The 22,462-nt window shown below is 65.8% G+C and carries 19 protein-coding genes; 13 read left to right on the top strand and 6 right to left on the bottom strand.

Going from position 1 to position 22,462, the window contains the following annotated elements:
• Nucleotides 1–8 precede the first annotated feature (8 nt).
• From MTR72_RS26890 to MTR72_RS26860, 7 genes are all read left to right on the top strand, one after another.
• Nucleotides 9–146, top strand: coding sequence for a hypothetical protein (locus tag MTR72_RS26890; protein WP_280966761.1), 138 nt, complete (start codon nt 9–11; stop codon nt 144–146).
• A gap of 26 nt (nt 147–172) precedes the next feature.
• On the top strand, nt 173–1,366 hold the full coding sequence (locus MTR72_RS26885) for a phosphoglycerate kinase (RefSeq protein WP_280966762.1): 1,194 nt from the start codon (nt 173–175) through the stop codon (nt 1,364–1,366).
• 39 nt (nt 1,367–1,405) lie between these two features.
• Nucleotides 1,406–2,473, top strand: coding sequence for a class II fructose-bisphosphate aldolase (gene fba / locus MTR72_RS26880; protein ID WP_280966763.1), 1,068 nt, complete (start codon nt 1,406–1,408; stop codon nt 2,471–2,473).
• Nucleotides 2,474–2,762: 289 nt separating this feature from the next.
• Nucleotides 2,763–3,788, top strand: coding sequence for a class I fructose-bisphosphate aldolase (locus MTR72_RS26875; RefSeq protein ID WP_280966764.1), 1,026 nt, complete (start codon nt 2,763–2,765; stop codon nt 3,786–3,788).
• 2 nt (nt 3,789–3,790) lie between these two features.
• Nucleotides 3,791–4,465, top strand: a complete 675-nt coding sequence (locus tag MTR72_RS26870; protein ID WP_280966765.1) for a thiamine phosphate synthase — start codon at nt 3,791–3,793, stop codon at nt 4,463–4,465.
• A gap of 9 nt (nt 4,466–4,474) precedes the next feature.
• A complete protein-coding gene (locus MTR72_RS26865; RefSeq protein WP_280966766.1) occupies nt 4,475–5,575 on the top strand; it encodes a tetratricopeptide repeat protein in 1,101 nt (366 codons plus the stop codon).
• Between the two features lie 100 nt (nt 5,576–5,675).
• Complete coding sequence (locus MTR72_RS26860; RefSeq protein ID WP_280966767.1) at nt 5,676–6,467, top strand: inositol monophosphatase family protein; 792 nt, start codon at nt 5,676–5,678, stop codon at nt 6,465–6,467.
• Nucleotides 6,468–6,598: 131 nt separating this feature from the next.
• Here the strand turns inward: MTR72_RS26860 and MTR72_RS26855 are convergent, their stop codons facing one another.
• Nucleotides 6,599–9,748 carry a multidrug efflux RND transporter permease subunit gene (locus MTR72_RS26855; protein ID WP_280966768.1) on the bottom strand — a complete coding sequence of 1,050 codons (3,150 nt, stop codon included), beginning with the start codon at nt 9,746–9,748 and terminating at the stop codon, nt 6,599–6,601.
• Between the two features lie 6 nt (nt 9,749–9,754).
• Complete coding sequence (locus MTR72_RS26850; protein WP_280966769.1) at nt 9,755–10,951, bottom strand: efflux RND transporter periplasmic adaptor subunit; 1,197 nt, start codon at nt 10,949–10,951, stop codon at nt 9,755–9,757.
• Between the two features lie 412 nt (nt 10,952–11,363).
• Between MTR72_RS26850 and MTR72_RS26845 the strand changes: the two genes are divergently transcribed.
• The 3 genes from MTR72_RS26845 (at nt 11,364) to MTR72_RS26835 (ending at nt 13,959) form a co-directional block, all read left to right on the top strand.
• Nucleotides 11,364–12,380, top strand: coding sequence for a flagellar motor protein MotA (locus tag MTR72_RS26845; RefSeq protein ID WP_280966770.1), 1,017 nt, complete (start codon nt 11,364–11,366; stop codon nt 12,378–12,380).
• A 104-nt stretch (nt 12,381–12,484) separates the two neighbouring features.
• Nucleotides 12,485–13,513, top strand: coding sequence for a peptidoglycan -binding protein (locus tag MTR72_RS26840; RefSeq protein WP_280966771.1), 1,029 nt, complete (start codon nt 12,485–12,487; stop codon nt 13,511–13,513).
• Nucleotides 13,513–13,959 carry a GNAT family N-acetyltransferase gene (locus MTR72_RS26835; RefSeq protein ID WP_280966772.1) on the top strand — a complete coding sequence of 149 codons (447 nt, stop codon included), beginning with the start codon at nt 13,513–13,515 and terminating at the stop codon, nt 13,957–13,959. Before MTR72_RS26840 ends, MTR72_RS26835 begins: the two co-directional genes overlap by 1 nt.
• 275 nt (nt 13,960–14,234) lie before the next feature.
• On the opposite strand, the gene MTR72_RS26830 is transcribed toward MTR72_RS26835, so the two are convergent.
• Entirely contained in the window at nt 14,235–16,082 is a 1,848-nt protein-coding gene (locus MTR72_RS26830; RefSeq protein ID WP_280966773.1) for an ABC transporter ATP-binding protein/permease, read from the bottom strand.
• A 202-nt stretch (nt 16,083–16,284) separates the two neighbouring features.
• On the opposite strand from MTR72_RS26830, the gene rpmE reads away from it, so the two are divergent.
• Entirely contained in the window at nt 16,285–16,512 is a 228-nt protein-coding gene (gene rpmE / locus MTR72_RS26825) for a 50S ribosomal protein L31 (protein WP_063701089.1), read from the top strand.
• Between the two features lie 115 nt (nt 16,513–16,627).
• On the opposite strand, the gene rcdA is transcribed toward rpmE, so the two are convergent.
• Together rcdA and MTR72_RS26815 are read right to left on the bottom strand one after the other, a co-directional pair.
• A complete protein-coding gene (gene rcdA, locus MTR72_RS26820; protein ID WP_280966774.1) occupies nt 16,628–17,137 on the bottom strand; it encodes a protease adaptor protein RcdA in 510 nt (169 codons plus the stop codon).
• Nucleotides 17,138–17,673: 536 nt separating this feature from the next.
• Nucleotides 17,674–17,865, bottom strand: coding sequence for a DUF1192 domain-containing protein (locus tag MTR72_RS26815; protein ID WP_280966775.1), 192 nt, complete (start codon nt 17,863–17,865; stop codon nt 17,674–17,676).
• 114 nt (nt 17,866–17,979) lie between these two features.
• Between MTR72_RS26815 and MTR72_RS26810 the strand changes: the two genes are divergently transcribed.
• Both MTR72_RS26810 and MTR72_RS26805 read left to right on the top strand, forming a co-directional pair.
• Complete coding sequence (locus MTR72_RS26810; protein ID WP_280966776.1) at nt 17,980–18,978, top strand: NAD(P)H-quinone oxidoreductase; 999 nt, start codon at nt 17,980–17,982, stop codon at nt 18,976–18,978.
• A gap of 141 nt (nt 18,979–19,119) precedes the next feature.
• Nucleotides 19,120–21,996 carry an EAL domain-containing protein gene (locus MTR72_RS26805; RefSeq protein WP_280966777.1) on the top strand — a complete coding sequence of 959 codons (2,877 nt, stop codon included), beginning with the start codon at nt 19,120–19,122 and terminating at the stop codon, nt 21,994–21,996.
• Between the two features lie 189 nt (nt 21,997–22,185).
• Here MTR72_RS26805 and MTR72_RS26800 read toward each other — a convergent pair whose 3' ends face one another.
• Nucleotides 22,186–22,446, bottom strand: a complete 261-nt coding sequence (locus MTR72_RS26800; protein ID WP_280966778.1) for a DUF7662 domain-containing protein — start codon at nt 22,444–22,446, stop codon at nt 22,186–22,188.
• Nucleotides 22,447–22,462 lie beyond the last annotated feature (16 nt).

Raw genomic sequence — 22,462 nt, 5'->3', positions numbered from 1 at the left:
GAGGCGCAATGCTTCCGCACTGGATCGGCATCCCCGGCGCCATCGTGCTGATCGCGTTGATCGCATACGGTGTGCGCCAGGGGATGAAGATCACGACCCGGCAGGAAGGTGATCCGCCACAGCACCAGCCGCCGGGCCCGAATTAGCCCCGAAGTAAGCGAGTGATCAGGACATGGCCAGCTTCCGCACTCTCGACGACGTCGACGTGAAGGGCAAGCGCGTACTGCTGCGCGTCGATCTCAACGTGCCCATGGAGAACGGGCGCGTTACCGATGCAACGCGGCTCGAGCGCGTCGCGCCGACCATCACGGAGCTCTCGGACAAGGGCGGCAAGGTCATCCTGCTCGCGCATTTCGGCCGGCCGAAGGGACGCGACGCCAAGGAGTCGCTCAAGCCCGTCGCCGAGGCGCTGTCGCAGGTCGTGAAGAAGCCCGTCGCCTTCGCCGACGACTGCATCGGCGAGCCCGCGGCCACCGCCGTGGCGGCGCTGAAGGACGGCGACATCCTGTGCCTGGAAAACACCCGCTTCCACAAGGAAGAGGAAAAGAACGATCCTGCCTTCGTCGCAGAGCTCGCCAAGCTCGGCGACATCTGGGTCAACGACGCGTTCTCGGCGGCGCATCGCGCCCACGCCTCGACCGAAGGCCTCGGTCACAAGCTGCCGGCCCATGCCGGCCGCACCATGCAGGCCGAGCTCGAGGCGCTGGAGAAGGCGTTGGAAGCTCCCACCAAGCCGGTCATCGCGATCATCGGCGGCGCCAAGGTGTCGACCAAGATCGACCTGCTCGAAAACCTCGTCAACAAGGTCGACGCGCTCGTGATCGGCGGCGGCATGGCCAACACCTTCCTGCACGCGCAGGGCGTCGCAGTCGGCAAATCGCTGGCCGAGAAGGATCTCGCCGCCACCGCTCTACGCATCGTGGAGAAGGCTTCAGCGGCGAACTGCGCCATCATCCTTCCGGTCGATGCCACTGTCGCCTACCACTTCGCGGCCAATGCGCCGTCCCACGCCTACGGCCTCGACGCGATTCCGGCCGACGGCATGATCCTCGACGTCGGCCCGCAATCGATTGCGCGCATCCATGCCGCCATCGACGATGCCGCGACACTGGTCTGGAACGGACCGCTGGGTGCCTTCGAGCTGCAACCGTTCGACCGCGGCACCGTTGCGGCGGCCAAGCACGCCGCCGAGCGCACCAAGGACAAGAAGCTGATCTCGATCGCAGGCGGCGGCGACACCGTCGCGGCGTTAAACCAGGCCGGCGTGGGCGCCGATTTCACCTACGTCTCGACGGCCGGTGGCGCATTTCTTGAATGGATGGAAGGCAAGCCCCTGCCCGGCGTCGAAGTTCTGCGCGTCAAGTAATCTATCGGCCGGACAGGCCCAAACGGGAGAAAAGGACAGATGGCTCGGATCACGTTACGTCAATTGCTCGACCACGCGGCGGAGAACGATTACGGCGTACCGGCCTTCAACATCAACAACATGGAGCAGGCGCTGGCGATCATGGACGCGGCCAACCAGGTCGACGCGCCCGTCATCATCCAGGCCTCGCGCGGTGCGCGCTCCTACGCCAACGATGTCATGCTCAAGCACATGATGGACGCGGTGACCGAGATCTATCCGCACATCCCGGTCTGCGTGCATCTCGACCACGGCAACGAGCCCGCGACCTGCATGACCGCGATCCAGGCCGGCTTCACCTCCGTGATGATGGACGGCTCGCTGAAGGTCGACGGCAAGACCCCCGGCGACTGGGGCTATAATGTCGGCGTCACCAAGACCGTGACCGACATGGCCCATCTCGGCGGCATCTCGGTCGAGGGCGAGCTCGGCGTACTCGGCTCGCTCGAGACCGGCATGGGCGACAAGGAAGACGGCCACGGCGCCGAAGGCAAGCTGTCGCACGACCAGCTCCTGACCAATCCGGACGAGGCCGTGAAGTTCGTCAAGGAGACCAAGGTCGACGCGCTCGCGATCGCGATGGGCACCTCGCACGGCGCCTACAAGTTCACCCGCAAGCCGGACGGCGACATCCTCGCCATGAACGTGATCGAGGAGATCCACCGCAAGCTGCCGAACACGCACCTCGTCATGCACGGCTCCTCGTCCGTGCCGCAGGACCTCCAGGACATCATCAACGCGCATGGCGGCAAGATGAAGCCGACCTGGGGCGTGCCGGTGTCGGAGATCCAGCGCGGCATTAAGAACGGCGTGCGCAAGATCAACATCGACACCGACAACCGCATGGCCATGACCGGCCAGATCCGGAAAGTGCTCAAGGACCATCCGGAAGAGTTCGATCCGCGCAAGTACCTGAAGCCCGCCATGGAGGCGATGACCAAGTTGTGCAAGCAACGGCTCCAGGAGTTCAACACCGCGGGCCAGGCCTCCAAGATCAAGAAGGTCCTGACCACCGCCGAGATGGCCAAGCGCTACGCCAAGGGCGAGCTCGACCCGAAGGTGGCGTGATCTATCCCTCCCTCTCCCCGCTCTTCGCGGGGAGAGGGTTGGGGTGAGGGGCTGCCTCAACGTTCACGGTAGCAGGACGAATTCGCGGAGAGCCCCCCTCACCCGGAATCCGCGCTTTCAGCGCGCATTCCGACCTCTCCCCGCAAGCGGGGCGAGGTAAAGGCCCAGCCGGCCCAACGCCTACCCCAGCCGATGCCCCTTTACCCTGCGACGAACGTTAACTCGGCAATTGCCCGAGAACGGTCTATTTTCGCAGGCAAGGGCAGAATCGTTTTGGGAGGACCTCTCGATGAATCTGACTGAGCTCAACAGGATCGCGACCGCCATGGTCGCTCCCGGCAAGGGAATCCTTGCCGCCGACGAATCTTCCGGCACCATCAAGAAGCGTTTTGACGCGATCGGCGTGGAATCGACCGAAGCCAACCGCCGTGACTATCGCGAGATGCTGTTCCGGTCGAAGGAGGCCATGAGCCAGTACATCTCCGGCGTCATCCTGTTCGACGAGACGATCTGGCAGGACGCCAAGGACGGCACGCCGCTGATCAAGCTGATCGAGGAGAGCGGCGCCATTCCCGGCATCAAGGTCGATGAGGGCACGCAAGCCCTGCCGATGTGCCCGGGCGAACTCGTCACGGTCGGGCTCGACAAGCTCGCCGAGCGCTTGAAGAAATATCATGAGCGCGGCGCGCGCTTCGCCAAATGGCGCGCGGTGATCGATATCGGCAGCGGCATCCCCTCGATGACGGCGATCCGCGTCAACGCGCATGCGCTGGCGCGGTATGCCGCGCTGTGCCAAGCCACGCAGATCGTGCCGATCGTCGAGCCGGAAGTGCTGATGGACGGCGATCATGACATCGACCGCTGCTTTGAGGTGACCCAGCGCGTGCTCAACAAGACGTTCCAGGAATTGCGCGTGCAGCGCGTCGCGCTCGAAGGCATGGTGCTCAAGCCCAACATGGCGATATCAGGCAAGAAGTGCGCAAAGCAGGCCTCCGTGGAGGAGGTCGCGGAGAAGACGGTGCGGCTCCTGAAGTCCTGCGTGCCGGCGGCGGTGCCCGGCATCGCCTTCCTTTCCGGCGGCCAGTCGGACGAGGAAGCGACCGCGCATCTCAACGCGATGCACAAGCTCGGTCCGCTACCGTGGGGACTGACCTTCTCCTACGGCCGCGCATTGCAGGCCGCGCCGCAGAAGGCCTGGTCGGGCAAGGCCGAGAACGTCGCAGCCGGGCAACGTGCCTTCAGCCATCGCGCGCGGATGAACGGCCTTGCCGCGAAGGGCGAATGGACGAGCAGCCTGGAAAAGAAGGCGGCCTAGACTTGTCGGACAAATCGCCTCCGCCGCGCCCGGCGCCGCGCCTCTATCTCGCGACGCCGATCGTCGATGATCCCGCCTCGCTCCTCGCCGAGTTGCCTGGCCTGCTCGCATCCGCGGATGTCGCAGCCGTCCTGCTGCGGCTGAAACAGACCGACCAGCGCACCATGATCTCGCGGATCAAGGCCTTCGCACCGGTCGTGCAGAACACGGGCGCCGCGCTGCTCATCGACGGCCACAGCGAACTGGTCGCGCGCGGCGGCGCCGATGGTGCGCACCTCTCCGGCATCGCCGCGCTGGAAGAGGCGGTGCCCTCGCTCAAGCCCGATCGCATCGCCGGCGTCGGCGGGCTCACCACGCGGCACGATTCCATGAGTGCGGGCGAGATGGGCGCGGACTATGTGCTGTTCGGCGAGCCGGATGCAGAGGGCCAGCGGCCGTCGGCCCAGGCCATCGCCGAGCGGCTGGACTGGTGGGCGGAGCTGTTCGAGCCGCCCTGCGTCGGCTTTGCCACTTCGCTCTCGGAAGCCCACGACTTCGCCGGCAGCGGCGCCGATTTCGTGCTGGTCGGCGATCTCATCTGGGGCGATCCACGCGGGCCTAAGGCCGCGCTGGTCGAGGTCGACGCCGCCATCAAGAAAGCCTATGCGGCTCCCCCCGCGCGCCAGGGGCACGGCTAGCGGCAGACCATGAAGCTCTCTCGCATCACCTTCTTGGCCACGCTGGCTCTGACAGCGCCCGCGGCCGCGCAACTCCAGATCACTCCGCCGGCGGCAACTCCGAGCGCGCCCTCCGCAAAACCCAACGAAAAGCCCAAAGAAGCGCCCAAAGAAACGCCAAAGACGAAGCCGCACACGATCACAAAGAAGAAGGACGCCACGCCGTCGCCAAAGCCGTCGGCATCGCCGAGCCCGCCGCCCGCCGCCACCGTGATCCCCGCACCCCCGACCGACAATTCCAATGTCGATCTGGTGTTCGGCGCTTATCAGCGCGGCCAATACAAGACGGCCTTCGATCTCGCCACCAGCCGCGCCCAGGCCGGCGATCCCAAGGCGATGACCATGCTGGGCGAGCTCTATGCCAATGCTATGGGCATCAAGCGCGACTACGCCAAGGCGGTGGAATGGTACAAACGCGCCTCGGATGCCGGCGACCGCGAGGCGATGTTCGCACTGGCGATGATGCGCATTGCCGGTCGTGGCGGACCGGTCGACAAGAGCGAGGCGGTCAAGCTGATGGCGTCCGCCGCCAAGCTCGGCGAGCCGAAGGCCGCCTACAATCTCGCGCTGCTTTATCTCGACGGGCAGACGCTGCCGCAGGACGTCAAGCGCTCCGCCGAGCTGCTCCGCCAGGCGGCCGATGCCGGCCTGCCCGAGGCGCAATACGCGCTCGCGACCTTCTACAAGGAAGGCACCGGCGTACCGAAGGACCCCGACAAGGCGGTGCGGCTCTTACAGGCGGCCTCGCTCGCCGACAATGTCGATGCCGAGGTCGAATACGCGATTGCCATGTTCAACGGCACCGGCACGCCGAAGAACCAGCCGGCCGCCGTCGCGTTGCTCCGCAAGGCGGCGCGCCAGAACAGCGCCATCGCGCAGAACCGGCTGGCCTGGGTGCTGATCAACGGCATGGGCACGCCGGTGGACAAGGTCGAGGGGTTCAAATGGCACATCGTCGCCAAGACCGCCGGCAAGGGCGATCCGGAGCTCGACAAGCAATTGGCCGATTTACCGGCCGACGACCGGGCCAAGGCCGAGGCCGCCGCCAAGAAATGGCTCGGGACCAAATGACTTGACGCAATGACTTGACGCAAAGCCCCTCGCAGGGCACCCAATCCCCTCAAATGGGCGCGGTTCCGCGCCGTCTCTCCCCCGATCAAGACCAGAGCTCATGCTGTATTCCGCCACTATCAATGTCATGGTCAAGGCAGCGCGTCGCGCCGGCCGCAGCCTCAAGCGCGATCTCGGCGAGATCGAGCATCTCCAGGTCTCGCTGAAGGGTCCCGCGAATTTCGTCTCGCTCGCCGACAAGCGCGCGGAAGAGATCCTCTACCAGGACCTCGCCAAGGCCCGGCCCGGCTACGGCTTCATCGGCGAAGAGGGCGGCACCCGTGAGGGCACCGACAAGAGCCACACCTGGATCGTCGATCCCCTGGACGGCACCACCAACTTCCTGCACGGCATCCCGCAATTCGCCATCTCGATCGGGCTCGCGCGCGAAGGTACTGTCATCGCGGGCGTGATCTACAATCCCGCCAACGACGAGCTCTACATCGCCGAGCGCGGCAAGGGCGCCTTCCTCAACGACCAGCGCCTGCGCGTCGCCGGCCGCCGCCAGCTCAACGAATGCGTGGTGGCCTGCGGCCTGCCCCATATCGGCCGCGGCGACCACGAGGAATTCCGCCGCGAGATGACCGCGATCCAGAACCGCGTCGCAGGCCTGCGTCGCTTCGGCGCCGCCTCGCTCGACCTCGCCTTCGTCGCCGCCGGCCGCCTCGACGGCTACTGGGAGCGCAACCTCTCCCCGTGGGACATCGCCGCCGGCCAGATCATGGTCAAGGAAGCAGGCGGCACCGTGAGCGACATCGAAACGCCGGGCGATGCGCTGACAACCGGCCACGTCGTGTGCGGCAACGAGTTCGTGCACGGCGAGCTGGTGAAGATCTTGCGGAAGGCGGCTTAGGGCGAAGGCCGCGCCGCGTACTGTCATCACCCGCGAAAGCGGGTGATCCAGTATTCCAGAGACGGCGCAGCTAGGATCGAGAAGCCGCGGCGTACTGGATGCCCCGCCTTCGCGGGGCACGACAGTATGCGTTATGGCTTCACCGGTGCCGGCGGTCCATACACTTCCGCCTTCGCCGCTTTCGGCTCCCGGTCCCCTGCGAGCACGCGCTGCACGGAGACGAAGAACACCGGCACCATCAAGAGCGCGAGGATGACCACCGCGATCATGCCGCCCATCACGACGGTGCCGAGCGATTGCTGGCTGGCACCGCCGGCGCCGTGGGCGATCGCCATCGGCAGCACGCCGCAGATGAAGGCAAGGCCGGTCATCAGGATCGGGCGGAAGCGCAGGCGGCAGGCCTCGATGGTGGCTTCCAGCAGCGGCTTGCCTTCCTTGCGCAGGTCCTTGGCGAACTCGATGATCAGGATCGCGTCCTTGGCGGCAAGGCCGATGATGGTGATCAGGCCGACGGTGAAATAGACGTCGTTCGGCAGGCCGCGCAGCATCGCCGCGATCACCGCGCCGGTGACACCGAGCGGCACGGTGAGCAGCACCGCGAGCGGAATGGTCCAGCTCTCGTAGAGCGCGGCCAGACACAGGAACACCACGAACACCGACAGCGCCAGCAGGAACGGCGCCTGCGAGCCCGACAGCTTCTCCTGCAGCGACTGTCCGGTCCATTCATAGCCGAAGCCGCGCGGCAGCCTGCCCGCAAGCTTCTCCATCTCGGCGATCGCATCGCCCGAGGTGAAGCCGGGCTTCGCCTCGCCGGAGATGCGCACGGCCGGATAGTAGTTGAAGCCGGCGATCTGGGTCGGACCGCGCGCCCATTCGACGGTTGCGAAGGACGAGAACGGCACGAGCTGGCCGCGGCTGTTCTTGACGTTGTAGTTGAGGATGTCCTCGGTCCTCATGCGGTCGCGGCTGTCGGCCTGGACCACGACGCGCTGCATGCGGCCGCGGTTCGGGAAGTCGTTGATGTAGTTCGAGCCGAGATTGGTCGAGATCGTGTTGTTGATGTCCTCGAACGTCACGCCGAAGGCGCCGGCCTTCTCGCGGTCGATCACGAGATTGACGACGCCCGCCTCGGGCAGGCCCTCGATATAGACCTTCTGCAGCACCGGGCTCGCATTGGCGTCCGCGATGAGCTGGTCGGCGGCGCGCATCAGGGCCGAATAGCCCTTCTGGCCGCGGTCCTGAAGGCGGAACGAGAAGCCCGAGGAGTTGCCGAGATTGTCGATCGGCGGCGGCTGCAGCGCCGAGATTTTTGCATCGCGGATCGAGGACAGGTCGCGGTTGATGTCCGAGACGATCGCGGCTGCCGAATCCTTCGGCCCGCGCTCCGACCAGTCCTTCAGCGTGATGAAGGCCTGCGCCGTGTTCATGCCCTGGCCGGAGAAGCTGAAGCCGGTGAGGAAGGTGACATCCTTCACGCCTGGCCGCTGCGCCAGATATTTCTCGACCTTCTCGATCACGGCCTCGGTGCGGGCATAGGACGAATCCGACGGCGTCTGCACGTCGGTGGTGACAAAGCCCTGGTCGTCGACGGGCAGGAAGCCGCCAGGCAGGTTGATGAAGGCCCAGGATAGGCCGACCAGTAGTGCCGCATAGACCAGCATCAGCCGGCCCGTGCGCTTGAGCGAGAAGGCGACGGTGCGGGAATAGCCCTCCTTGCCGCCTTCGAGCATGCGGTTGAACCAGCCGAACACGCCCTTCCGCGCGTGGCCATGGCCGGCCGCAACGGGCTTGAGCAACGTCGCGCACAGCGCCGGCGTCAGCGACAGCGCGAGGAAGGCGGAGAAGCCGATCGCGGCGACCATGGTGACGGAGAACTGGCGGTAGATGATGCCGACCGAGCCCGGGAAGAACGCCATCGGCACGAACACCGCCATCAGCACCAGCGTGATGCCGATGATGGCGCCGGTGATCTGCGACATCGCCTTGCGTGTCGCCTCCTTCGGCGGCAGGCCTTCCTCGGCCATGATACGCTCGACGTTCTCTACGACGACGATGGCGTCGTCGACGAGGATGCCGACCGCGAGCACCATGCCGAACATCGAGAGCATGTTGATGGAGTAGCCGGCAAGCAGCAGCGTGGTACAGGCGCCCAGGAGCGCCACCGGCACCACGATAGTCGGGATGATGGTGTAGCGGATGTTCTGGAGAAACAGGAACATCACCACGAACACCAGCACCACGGCTTCGACCAGCGTCGTCAGCACCTTCTTGATCGAGGCCTCGACCACGGGCGTGATGTTGTAGGGGATCTCGTAGCTGATATTGGCCGGGAAGAAGCGCGACAGCTCCTTCATCTTCTCTTCGACCGCGCTCGCGGTCGCGAGCGCATTGCCGGTCGGCGACAGCAGCACCGAAAGACCCGCGGTCGGCTTGCCGTTCAGCCGCGTATTGAACTGGTAGCTGAGGCCGCCGACCTCGACGCGCGCGACGTCGCGCAGGCGCACGGTCGAGCCATCGGGATTGGCGCGCAAGATGATGGCGCCGAATTCATCGGGCGAGGAGAGCTGGCCCTTGACCAGCACCAGCGAGGACGTGCGCTGGTTCGCGGTCGACGGCTCGGCGCCGATGCTGCCCGAGGCGACCTGCGCGTTCTGCGCCGCGATCGCCTTGTTGACGTCGTCGGCCGTCAGCCCATAGCCGACGAGCTTGGCCGGATCGACCCAGACGCGAAGCGACCGCTCCGTCGAATAAAGCGTGGCGCGGCCGACGCCGGGGATGCGGCGGATCTCGCCGAGCACGTTGCGGATCATGAAGTCGCCGAGCCCGACTTCATCCAGGCTGCCGTCGGTCGAGTTCAGCGTGATGATCTGAAGCACTGCGCTCGAGGCTTCCTCGATCAGAATGCCTTGCTGGATCACCGCACGCGGCAGGCGCGCCTCGACGCGCTTGATGCGGTTCTGCACCTCGACCGAGGCCGCGCCGGTGTCGGTGCCCGGCACGAAATTGGCAATGATCTCGACCTGGCCGAGCGAGTCGCTGGTGGATTCGAAATTGAGGATGCCGGAGGCGCCGTTGAGCTCCTCCTCGATCAGGCGCGTAACGCTGTTGTAGAGGTTTTCCGGCGAGGCGCCCGGGTAGCTCGTCGAGATCGAGATCGAGGGCGGCGCGATGATCGGATATTGCGCGATCGGCAGCAGCGGGATCGCGATCGCGCCGATCAGACAGATGAATAGCGCGACGACCCAGGCGAAGATCGGCCTGTCGATGAAGAAGCTCGGCATGGCGCGTTACCGCGTGACCTGCTGCGCGTGCCGGTTGTCCGCGGTCGCATCCGCTTCCGACCAGGATTGCGGCTTGACCTTGTCGCCGGCCGCGAACTTCTGGAAACCTTCGACCACGACCTTGTCGCCGGCCTTCAGCCCGTCGGTGACGAACCAGATGCCGTCCTGCACCGAACCGGTGCGCACCGCCTGCACCGCGATGCGATTGTCGTCCTTGACGACGAACACCTCGCTGCCGCCGCCGCCATTGCGCTGAATCGCCTGCTGCGGCACCGCGATCGCGTCGGAGTCGAGACCCTGGTCGATGCGCACGCGGACATACATGCCCGGCAAGAGCTCGCGCTTGGGATTGCGGAACTCGCCGCGCAGGGTCACCTGCCCGGTATGGGCGTCGACCTTGGCATCGGAGAAAAGCAGCTTGCCGTCGAGCGAATAAAGGGTGTTGTCGTCGAGCACGAGGCGCACCTTGGCGGCATCGGCGGCGATGCGCTCGAGGTCGCCGCTCTCGAAGGCGCGGCGGAGCTGGTTGAGCTCGGTCACCGACTGGGTGAAGTCGGCATAGATCGGATCAAGCTGCTGGATGGTGGCGAGATTGGTCTCGTTCTGGACCGCGAGCGCGCCCTCGCTGACCAGGGCCGCGCCGACCACGCCGTCGATCGGCGCGCGCACGGTGGCGTAGTCCAGATTGAGTTTTGCGCGCGCGAGCTCGGCCTTGCGGCCCTCGACCTCGGCATGGGCCTGGCGCTCGGCCGCAACCGCCTTCTCATTCTCGGCTTCGGGGGCAGCGCGCTGGCTCGTGAGCGTGGCAATGCGGCGCGCCTGCTGCTGCGCCTGCATCAAGGCCGCCTCGGCCTTGGCGAGCGCCGCTTCGTTGGCCATCACCTCGACCTCGAACGGGCGCGGATCGATCCGGTAGAGCGGATCACCCGCCTTCACCTCGCTGCCCTGACGGAACAGGCGCTCGACCACGATGCCGGAGACGCGAGGCCGCACTTCGGAGACGCGCGTCGGCGCGATGCGGCCGGGCAGTTCGCGCACCACGGCGCGCGGCTGCGGCTTGACGACGACGATGCTGACATCGGGGTCGGCGGGCTGGGTGGCGGAGGAGATGGCTGAGCTGGATTCGTCGCAACCTGCAAGCAGCGGCGCGAGGGCCGCGAGCATCAATGCAACGCATGCCGATCGCGCACGAAGTCCTGACATGGAGAGAAGTGCCCCGAAGTTGTTGATACTGAATCACGCTCCGCGCGAGCCCGTTCTGGGCAATTCCGCGCGGTTGATGCCGTCAAAATAGAATGGACGTGCTGCGACGCAACGCATGATCCGGGCGGCTCAATGTCACACGGCCTATCGTGCTGAGTTCAGGCCGCTTTTCTGGATTCACCGGATTGTGAGTCGGGTTCCATCGCTGCGCGCTGCGACAGAACATCGCAATAATTCGGCTGCCATCGTCCGATCGTGGCCGACGCGCCGCTGAGGAAATGCTGCGCGATCGAAGTGCGGTTTCGGCCTTGGGTTCCCTGCCTGCCCGAATTCGGCGATCGGGCGCTTTTTTTGGGCTCGCGCTGTGCCATAGTGCGGGCCGCTCAGGCTTTCGTAACGGATGACATCGGCTATGCGCACGCCGTCAGGCACCTCGCCTCACATGGACATCGAACTCACCAAACTGTCGTCGCCCAGCGTGTTTCTCGTGCGGATGCTCGTCTTCCTGGTGCTCTGCACTCTGATCTCCGTGGTGCTCTACAAGCAGATAGCGAATGCCTTTTTCTTCAATCCGGGCCTCAACGCGCTGATCGGGGCGGTCCTTGTCATCGGCATCATTCTCTCCTTCCGGCAGGTCATCCGGCTCTATCCAGAAGTGAGGTGGGTCAACAGCTTCCGGATTGCCGACCCGGGGCTGGTGCCGAGCGGCCACCCGCGGTTGCTGGCGCCGATGGCGGCGATCCTCGGCGGCGAGCGGACCGGACGCATGACGATCACGCAGCAGACCATGCGCCATCTGCTCGACTCGATCGCGACGCGCCTCGACGAAGCCCGGGATATCTCCCGCTACCTGACCGGACTCTTGGTCTTCCTCGGCCTGCTTGGCACCTTCTGGGGCCTGATCGAGACGGTCGGCTCGGTTGGCGCGATTATTGGCGGCCTGAAGGTCGGCGGCGATGCCGGCGCGCTGTTCGACACGCTGAAAGAGGGCCTCGCCGCCCCGCTCGGCGGCATGGGCATCTCGTTCTCGAGCTCGTTGTTCGGCCTCGCCGGCTCGCTGATCCTCGGCTTTCTCGACCTGCAATCGAGCCAGGCCCAGAACCGCTTCTACACCGACCTCGAAGACTGGCTCGCCACCACCGTGCGCGAATATGGCCGCGGCGAGGTGACCGTCGCAGCCGGCGGCGGCGTCGCCGGCGGCGAGCTGCAGGCCGCGGTCGAGCGGCTGCGTTCGGTGCTGGAAGAGGGCAGCGCGAGCCGCGGCACCACGGCCGCGATGGCAAGCCTTGCCGAAGCCATCCAGGCGCTGGTCTCGCACATGCGCACCGAGCAGCAGATGATCCGCGAATGGGCCGACGGCCAGGGCGAGCAGAACCGCGAGATCCGGCGCCTTCTGGAACGCATCGCGCGCCAGCCGGAGAAGAGTTGAGGATTCGCTGAGCCCAGCGCGTTACTTAAGATGTGGGTCCCGGCTCTGCGGAGCAGCGTTGCACGCTGCGCCGCGTCCGGGACTCGGAAGTGGAGATAAACGAAATGGCTCTAGCCCGCGCCCGCCGCAGCGACGGCCCCTTCAATTACTGGCCCGGATTCGTCGACGCGCTGTCGACGCTGGTGCTGTCGATCGTGTTCCTGTTGTCGGTGTTCCTGGTCGTGCAGTTCTTCCTGTCGCAGGAGGTGACCGGCAAGGACAAGGCGCTGGAACAGCTCAACGCCAAGATCGCGCAGCTCAACGAACTCTTGTCGCTGGAGAAGCTGGGCAAGCTCAGCCTCGACGACCAGGTGGCACAGCTCAAGGCCGGCCTCGCTTCCGCCGAATCCGAGCGCGACCGCATGAAGGGCCTCTATGAGGGGCTCGCCAGTGCCGGCAACGACGCGCAAGGCAAGACCACCGAGCTCAACAAGGCGCTGGACTCGGAGAAGGCCGTCTCGGCCCGGGCGCTCGCCCAGATCGAGGTGCTGAACCAGCAGATCAGCGCGCTGCGGCGGCAGCTCGCGGCGCTCGAGGAAGCGCTCGATGCCTCCGAGAAGCGCGACAAGGAATCGCAGAGCCGGATCGCCGATCTCGGCGCGCGCCTCAACGTGGCGCTGGCGCAGCGCGTGCAGGAATTGTCGCGCTATCGCTCCGAATTCTTCGGCCGCCTGCGCGCCATTCTCGGCAATCGTCCCGACATCCGCGTCGTCGGCGACCGCTTCGTGTTCCAGTCGGAAGTGTTCTTCGACACCGGACAGGCGACCCTGTTGCCCGAGGGCCGCGCCGAGCTCGATACCGTGGCGAACGCGCTGATCGAGCTCGACAAGAAGATCCCGACGGAAATCGCCTGGGTGCTGCGTGTCGATGGTCATACCGACATGCGGCCGGTCAACGGCCCGAACTTCAAGTCCAACTGGGACCTGTCCGCGGCCCGCGCCATCTCGGTGGTGCAATATCTGATCTCGCTCGGTGTGCCGGCCCAGCGCCTGGTCGCCGCCGGCTTCGGCGAATTCCAGCCCCTCGACCCCGGCAACACCGAAGAGGCCTACAAGCGCAACCGCCGCATCGAGCTGAAGCTGACGGAGCGGTAGTGAGCGCCCTCCGCCTCCGCCCCTACCGCGCAGAGGACGAGGCCGCGTCCATCGACCTCTGGCATCGCACCTGGCAACAGGCTTATCCGCAGATCGACTTCGCGGCGCGCCTCGAATGGTGGCGCGAACGCTGGCGCAAGGACCTGGTGCCGAAGGCCTCAATCGTGGTCGCCGAACAGGACGCCGCGCTGATCGGCTTCGTCACCATCGACGGCGAAGGCTATCTCGACCAGCTCGTGGTCGATCCCGACCACTGGGGCTCGGATGCAGCGCGGCTGCTGGTGGATGAGGCCAAGCGCCTGTCACCGACCGGCGTCACCCTGCTCGTCAACAAGGACAACGCCCGCGCCATCCGCTTCTACGAGCGCAACGGCTTTGCGCATGCGGGCGACGACGTGAACCCAACCTCAGGACGGCCGGTGCTGCGGATGGCGTGGAAGCCGTAACGCGCCGCGTCCCAACTAAAATCTCGAAAACAACCCCATGCAAAGTAGAACCGCAGTCGCCGGCGGCGGGACGTAAGTGCATCAAGCCCAATCATTTACGGGCGCAATGGAGCAATCCAGGTCCTCTCCGCAGTCATGCCCCGCGCAGGCGGGGCATCCAGTAAGCCGCGGCTTCCCCGTATCCTCGCACTGCCTCTGGGATACTGGATCACCCGCTTTCGCGGGTGATGACACCGTGAGTGGGGCGCGGTCAGAACGCCTTACGCGCTCTCGAACTACGCGCCCTCGAACTGCAACCTTGCCAGCCTGGCATAAAGCCCGTTCGCCGCGACCAGCTCTGCATGCGTGCCCTGCTCGACGATCCTGCCCTGGTCCATCACCAGGATGCGGTCGCAGGAGAGCACGGTTGCGAGCCGGTGTGCGATCACCAGCGTGGTGCGGTGGCTCATCAGCTCTTCGAGCGCGGTCTGCACCAGCGTCTCGCTTTCGGCATCGAGCGCCGAGGTCGCCTCGTCGAGCAGCAAGAGCGGCGCATCACGCAGGATCGCGCGCGCGATCGCGATGCGCTGGCGCTGGCCGCCGGACAATGTCACGCCGCGCTCGCCGAGCGGAGTCTCGAAACCGTCGGGCAGGCGGCGAATGAACTCGGCGGCGTGGGCGAGCTCGGCGGCGCGCTCGACCTCGGCATCGGTCGCATCGGGTCGCCCGAAGCGGATGTTCTCGCGGGCGCTGGCGGCAAACACAGTCGACTCCTGCGGCACCAGCGCGATGCGTGCGCGGAAATCGCGCGGGTCGGCCGCCATGACCGGCACGCCGTCGAGCGAGATCGCGCCGCCCCGCGGATCGTAGAAGCGCAGCAACAGATGAAAGATCGTGCTCTTGCCGGCGCCGGACGGGCCGACGATCGCGACCTTCTCGCCGGGGCGCACCGTGAACGAGACGGCGTCCAGCACATTGACGTCGGGCCGCGCCGGATAGGCGAAGCTGACATGATCGAAGCCGACCTCGCCGCACGCCGGCGTCGGCAGCGCCCGCGGAGAAGCGGGCGCGGTGATCTCCGGCTGCACATGCAAAATCTCGAACAGGCGCTCGGCGGCGCCCGAGGCGGCCGAGACCTCACCCCAGACCTCGCTGAGCTGGCCGAGACCGGCGGCCGCGAACGCGGCATAGAGCACGAACTGGCCGAGCCGGCCCGGCGTGATGGCGCCGGTCAGCACGTCGTGCGAGCCGATCCAGAGAATCGCGACCACGCTGGCGAACACGATGAAGATGATGATGGCGGTGAGCACCGCACGCGCCTGGGTCGAGGTGCGCGCGGCCTCGTAGGCCTGCTCGACCTCGCCGCCGAACCGCTTCTCCGCCAGCCCCTCGCTGGTATAGGCCTGCACGGTGCGGATCGCGCCGACCAGCTCGCCGGCATAGGCCGAGGCATCGGCGAGCGTATCCTGCGCGTTGCGCGACAGCCGCCGCACCCAGCGTCCGAACGCGACCAGCGGCAGCACGATCAGGGGGATCGCCAGCAGCACGAAGCCGGACAGGCGCGGACTCGTGATCACCATCATCGCCGCGGCGCCGAGGAACATCATGAGGTTGCGCAGCGCGATTGAGACGGACGCGCCGACCGCGGATTTGATCTGGGTGGTGTCGGCGGTGAGGCGCGACACCAGCTCGCCGCTGCGCGCAGAGTCGAAGAAGGCCGGCGACAGCGAGAGCAGATGGGCGAAGACGTCGCGCCGGAGGTCAGCGACGATGCGCTCGCCGATCGTCATCACGAGGTAGTAGCGCGAGGCACTTGCGAGCGCGAGCACGGCGACCACCGCGATCATCACGGCAAAGTAGCTGTTGATCAGCGCGATGCCTTCCGGCGTGAGGCCGAAATCGATCATCCGCCTTACCGCGACAGGCACCAGCAGCGTCGTCAGCGCCGCGATCGTCAGCGCGACGAAAGCGAGCGCCGCCCGGCCGCGATAGCGGCTGACATAGGGCGCGAGCGCGAGCAGCGGACGCAGTCGCGCCCGGCCCTTCGCCGGCTGCTCGATCAGCTCCGCCTCGATCGACGGGGTCTCGGCAGGCCCGGCTTCGCCCTCATGGTACCGATGGTCAAGCCGTTCCACTGCGCTCATGACATCCCGACCCGATAGACAACTCCGCTCCACCTAGGCCGGTTGCCGGGGGAGTGGCAAATCCGGGATGTCCCTTAAGTGACAGCCCGGTTCTGCTTGTCCGGCAGTGGCTTGTTTTAGGGGTTTCCGTGCGGTATAGAGCCGGCCAAATCCGTCATCGATAGTCACTCAAGTGAGAGGCGCCGGGCGCCGGCGAATTGCCATGAAAGCCGAAATTCATCCGAATTATCATACGATTACGGTCGTGATGACCGACGGAACCGAGTACCAGACCCGCTCCACCTGGGGCAAGGAAGGCGACAAGCTCCACCTCGACATCGACCCGAAGTCGCATCCGGCCTGGACCGGCGGCGCCCAGCAGATCATGGATCGCGGCGGCCGCGTCTCGCGCTTCCAGAAGAAATTTTCCGGTTTTCTCAAAAAGGATTGATCCGGCCACTTCGGCCGCGAACGCAAAACGCCCCTGGGAGACCAGGGGCGTTTTTGTTTTCCGGGTTGTCATTCCGGGTTCGCGCTTCGCGCGCCCGGAATGACGGTGAATGGACTTACCGCTCGAACGCGGCCTTGAGCGCGTTCAGGTGCGGCACCAGCGGGTTGCCGATCGCGGCGTGATCGGTCGGCGGGGTGTGGATGGTGGTGTCGAGACGGCGCACACGCGCCTGCAGGCTCATCGAGCGGTGGATCAGATCCTGCAACTGCGCCGGCAGCTTCTCGATGGTATCGGCGGGACCGGGATCGGCGGCGGTGAGCTTGACCTTGGTCTTCTCGCGGTTGGCCTGGACGAGCGTCATCTCACCTTCCTTGACCGCGCGATGCAACAGCAGCCACGAGGCGAGCTGCATCAGGCGCGTGGTGAGACGCATGCTCTCGGTCGCGTAGGTGAGGCTGACGGCACGATCGAGCGCCTTGGCCTCAGTGCGGCCGGCGCCGTCGAGATAGGCGGCGGTTTCTTCGACGAGGTCCATCCCCTCACGGAACAGGGCGCCGAACGCCGCAGAATTGGTGAACCGCTCGCTGAGTTGAACGAGAGCGCCGTCGGCTTGCAAACGTTCCATGGTTAACGCCCCTTACGCAACTGTTACCGTCCGGCTTTGGCGCCGGCTTATGATGAACAAATCATTGCGCGGGCGGGAGGCGGAGTCCAGCGGCAAGCGCGGATATGGTTTCCGCGGGTCTTTCCTCGGAATACAACCGACGCGAGACAAAAAAGAGCCGCCGGAGACCGGCGGCTTTGAAAGTTGATAACAGGGAGGCGTCAAACAGAGTGGACAGGAGCCACTCGGTGTCCAAACGAGGACGGTTCCAGTCATAAACCCGAAAGCTTAATCGACCGTAAACGAGCAAATATTTTGAGAGTTCGTTAGCCATGTCGGTCATTGGCCGAGCGGGGTCCGCGCGTTTCTCTGTCCCGCCGTCATTCCGGGACGCGACGAAGTCGCGAGCCCGGAATCCATAGCCACGAGCGGACGGAATGGCCCGGCCCTATCAGCCTGCCTGTTTCAAAGGCCTGGATTCCGTGCTCGGCGCTGGCGCGCCGCCCCGGAATGACGCAGGGATGTTCGACGCCGCGCGTCGCAAAATGCGCGCGTTGCTACGACTTGAAGAAATTATTCGCCGCATCGCGCGAGGCGCGCTTCTTGGTGGCGGCTTCCTCTAACCTTGCGATTTCCGCCTTCAGCAGCGCGACGCGCTCGGTCAGCTCCTCCACCGACAATAGTGAGAGATCCTGTCCGATCTCGTGGCTGATCTTCTTGCGAGGCCGGTCGTCGTCTTCCATCGGCATCGTCGTTCCTCCTGCGTTCGCGCGGCCAAACGAGGCTGAGACGGTTGCCAGCGTGAAGCGCGCTGGCTAATCAATGGCCCACATTTCCATCTCGCACCCTTGCAAGGACAAATCATGGAAAAGCTGCCCGCGCAAATGACCGTGGTCGCCATCTCCAAGCCCGGCGGACCCGAGGTGCTGGTGCCGGAACAGCGGGCGCTGCCGCAGCCTGGCCCCGACGAGATCCTGATCAAGGTGCAGGCCGCGGGCGTCAACCGGCCCGACGTGGCGCAGCGCTCCGGGTCTTACCCGCCGCCGCCCGGCGCCAGCGACCTGCCGGGACTCGAGGTCGCCGGTGAGGTGGTGGCTGTCGGCAGCAACGCCAAGCGGCACAAGATCGGCGACAAGGTGATGTCACTCGTCGCCGGCGGTGGCTATGCGCAGTATTGCATCGCTCAGGACGGCCAGGCCATGAAGGTGCCCCCGGCGTTGTCGATCAAGGAAGCCGGCGCGCTGCCGGAGACCTTGATGACGGTCTGGCACAACGTGTTTGAACGCGGCGGGCTGAAGGCCGGCGAAACGCTGCTGATCCATGGCGGCTCCTCGGGCATCGGCACCATGGCGATCCAGCTTGCGAAAGCGTTCGGCGCGAAGGTGATCGTCACCGTCGGCTCGCAGGACAAGATCGATGCCTGCCTGAAGCTCGGCGCGGACCGCGCCATCAACTACAAGACCGAGGACTTCGTCGCTGTGGTCAAGGCGGAGACCAACAATGCCGGCGCCAACCTGATCCTCGACATGGTCGCCGGCGAGTATGTCGATCGCAACTATGATGCCGCAGCGGTCGACGGCCGCATCGTGCAAATCGCGACCCTCAACGGCCCCAAGGTCAACGTCAACATCGCCAAGGTGATGGTCAAGCGCCTGACGCATACCGGCTCGACGCTGCGCCCCCGTAGTAATGCGGACAAGGCGGCGATGGTGGCCGCGATCGAGGCGAAAGTGATGCCGCTTCTGAGCGAGGGCCGCGTCAAGCCACTGATGGACAGCAGTTTCCCGCTGGAAAAGGCCGCAGACGCGCACCGGCGGATGGAGACCAGCGCACATATTGGCAAAATTGTGTTGGAGGTCTAGGCCAACGGCCCACAGGGGATAAGCGGAAACCCTTTGATTTTCCTCGCTTTCGTGGCATCTATCGCAGAGCGCCGAACCGTCTCGTTCGTTCGGACAAACGCCTTGCACTGAAGAGTTTGCGTCGAACGCGGAGAACTGGCCTTGCGTCTGATCAGGTGCCTCGCGCCCATAGCGCTGGGCCTCATGATTCTTGTCGGCGCGTGCCCGGCGCGCGCGCTTGACGCCGTCAGCGTCCGCAGCGACGCGCCCGCGATCGACCTTACCGGCGTTCTCGAACATCAACGCAGCGACACCGACCGCATCCAGGTCTCCACCGCGCCCGGCACCGATGGCATCGTCCGCCGCATCGAGGTACGCGCCCGCGAAGGCGGCCAGAACTGGGTGGTGTTCGCGCTCGCCAACAATACCGACGACCAGCTCGACCGCCTGATCGTCGCCCCGCATTATCGCATCGTGTCATCGGGCCTGCTGTGGCCCGACCTCGGGCTGTCGCGCATCGCGACCATCACGCCCTCGGTCGGCGACCGACCGGAGCGTCAGGAAAGCGCGACCGCAGACGTGTTCCGCATCACGCTCGACCCCGGCGCCGTCGTCACCTTCGTCGCGGAATTGCGCACCGACAAGCTGCCGCAGCTCTATCTGTGGGAGCCGGAGGCCTATAAGGACAAGGTCAACTCCTTCACGCTCTACCAGGGCATCGTGATCGGCATCTCCGGCCTGCTTGCACTGGTGCTGACCATCCTGTTCGTGGTGAAGGGCAGCATCATGTTCCCGGCGGCCGCGGCGCTGGCCTGGGCGGTGCTGGTCTATATCGGCGTCGATTTCGGCTTCTGGGGCAAGGTGCTCGACATGTCGAACAACGCCGAGCGCATCTGGCGCGCGGCGGGCGAGGCGATCCTCGCGGCGACGCTGCTGGTGTTCCTGTTCGCCTATCTCAACTTGAGCCGCTGGCATGTGCGCTATTCGCACATCACCGTGGGCTGGCTCGCGTTCCTGGGCTCGCTGGTCGCGCTCGCTTTGTTCGATCCGGCCGTGGCCTCCGGCATCGCGCGCATGTCGCTGGTGCTGATTGCCTTCGCCGGCTTTGCGCTGATCGTCTATCTCTCCACCCACGGCTTCGACCGCGCCGTGCTGCTGATCCCGACCTGGTTCCTGCTGGTGGTCTGGGTGGTCGCGGCCGGTATGACGGTCGCCGGCTCGGTCACCAACGACATCGTCGGTCCGGCGCTGCTCGGCGGCCTCGTACTGATCGTGATGCTGATCGGATTCACGGTGATGCAGCACGCCTTCGCCGGCGGTGGCGCCACCACCGGCGTCGTCTCCGACATCGAGCGGCGGGCGCTGGCGCTGGCCGGCTCCGGCGACCTGATCTGGGACTGGGACGTGTCGGCCGACAAGGTTTTCACCAGCCCCGAGACAGAGGCCCTGCTCGGCCTGAAGCGCGGCACGCTGGAAGGTCCGGCCGCGTCGTGGCTCGAGGTGCTGCATCCGCTCGACCAGGATCGCTTCCGCGCCGCGCTCGACAGCGTGCTCGACCAGCGCCGCGGCCGCCTGGTGCAGGACTTCCGCCTGCGCACGCCGGACGGTCACTTCATGTGGTTCGCGCTGAAGGCGCGTCCCGTGGTCGGCTCGGACGGCGAGGTTTCGCGCGTGGTCGGCACCCTCACCGACGTCACCGAGCTGCGCAACGCGGAAGAGCGCCTGCTGCACGACTCCGTGCACGACAACCTCACCGGCCTGCCCAACCGCAAACTGTTCATGGACCGGCTCGGCGCGGTCGCGCATTTCGCCAAGACCATGCCGACGCTACGGCCGACGCTGATGGTGATCGACCTCGACCGCTTCAAGCAGGTCAACGATTCCGTCGGTATCGCGGTCGGCGATTCCATCCTCTTAACGCTCGCCCGCCGCCTCACCCGCATCCTGAAGCCGCAGGATACGCTGGCGCGGCTTGCCGGCGACCAGTTCGGCCTGATCCTGCTGTCGGAGCAGGATCCCGCCCGCATCACCGCCTTCGCCGAGACCATCCGCAAGACGATCCGCGCGCCGATCGCCTTCAACGACCGCGAGATCTTCCTGACCGCCTCGATCGGCCTCGCTTTGTCCGATCCGCAAGTGCAGCTCACCGACGAGATCATCAAGGATGCTGAGCTTGCGATGTATCATTCCAAGCGCATCGGCGGCGACCGCATCGACGTCTACAAGCCGGTGATGCGCGCCCGCAAGACCGACCGGCTGACGCTGGAAAGCGAGCTGCGCCGCGCCATCGAGCGCCAGGAGATCACGATCTTGTACCAGCCGATCGTGCGGCTGGAGGATCGTTCGATCGCCGGCTTCGAGGCGCTGTCGCGTTGGGATCATCCCAAGCTCGGGCGCATGTCGCCGTCGGAGTTCATCAGCATCGCGGAAGAAACCGGCCTGATCGTCGATCTCGGCATGTTCGTGCTCGACCAGACCGCAAAGCAGCTCGCGATCTGGCAGCGCGCGATGCGCTCGCGCGATCCGATCTTCGCCTCCGTCAACGTCTCCTCGCGGCAGTTGCTGCGCCACGATCTCATCCACGACATCCGCACCGTGCTGTCGCGCTCCTCGGTCGCGCGCGGCACGCTGAAACTGGAGCTGACGGAATCGCTGGTGATGGAGAATCCCGAGCATGCGGCGCAGATGCTGACGCGGATTCGCGAGCTCGGCACCGGGCTCTCGCTCGACGATTTCGGCACCGGCCACTCCTCGCTCGCCTATCTGCAGCGATTCCCGTTCGACACAATCAAGATCGACCAGTCCTTCGTCCGCACCACCAGCCGCGGCACGCGGCCGGTGATCCTGAAGTCGATCATCGCGCTTGCGCACGATCTCGGCATGGATGTTGTCGCCGAAGGCGCCGAGACCGATTCCGACGCGGTCGAGCTGTACCAGATGGGCTGCGAATACGCGCAAGGCTTTGCCTTCGGCGAGCCGATGGATGCCGACGCCGCGATGCGGCTGCTCACCGAAGTGCGGCTGGAAGCGGCGAGCTGATCTCGACGCAGGCGGGCTCTTCTGCCTTCTCCCCTTGTGGGAGAAGGTGGCGCGAAGCGCCGGATGAGGGGTCTGTCTCCGCAAACTCAACTCGACGAATTGACGCGCGGAGAGAGACCCCTCACCCGTCTCGCCGCTACGCGGCGAGCCACCCTCTCCCACAAGGGGAGAGGGAAAGACAGCGCGCCCTCACCTCTGCGCCGATTTCTGCTTCCTGAACCGCACGCTCTGGCCGTCCGGCATCCGCGTCGCGACGAAGCCGGCGGCAAGGCAGGCTTCGCGCTGCGGCATCCGGATGTCGGGGCTGCGCAGGCTATCCCACCATGAGGCGCGCTGCGCTGCGCGCGGCAGCGCGGCACCGATGATCTCCTCGATCTGCTCAAAGCTCAGCACGAACTCCGTCTGCTTCTGTCGCATCAGGTAATCGCGTAGCGCGTCGTAGTCGTTCACCGCCGTCCTCATCTCG

This window comes from Bradyrhizobium sp. ISRA442, from assembly GCF_038085055.1.
Classification (GTDB): domain Bacteria; phylum Pseudomonadota; class Alphaproteobacteria; order Rhizobiales; family Xanthobacteraceae; genus Bradyrhizobium.
The sequence above is the reverse complement of the archived record's forward strand: the minus strand, read 5'-3'. Positions and strand labels throughout refer to the sequence as shown.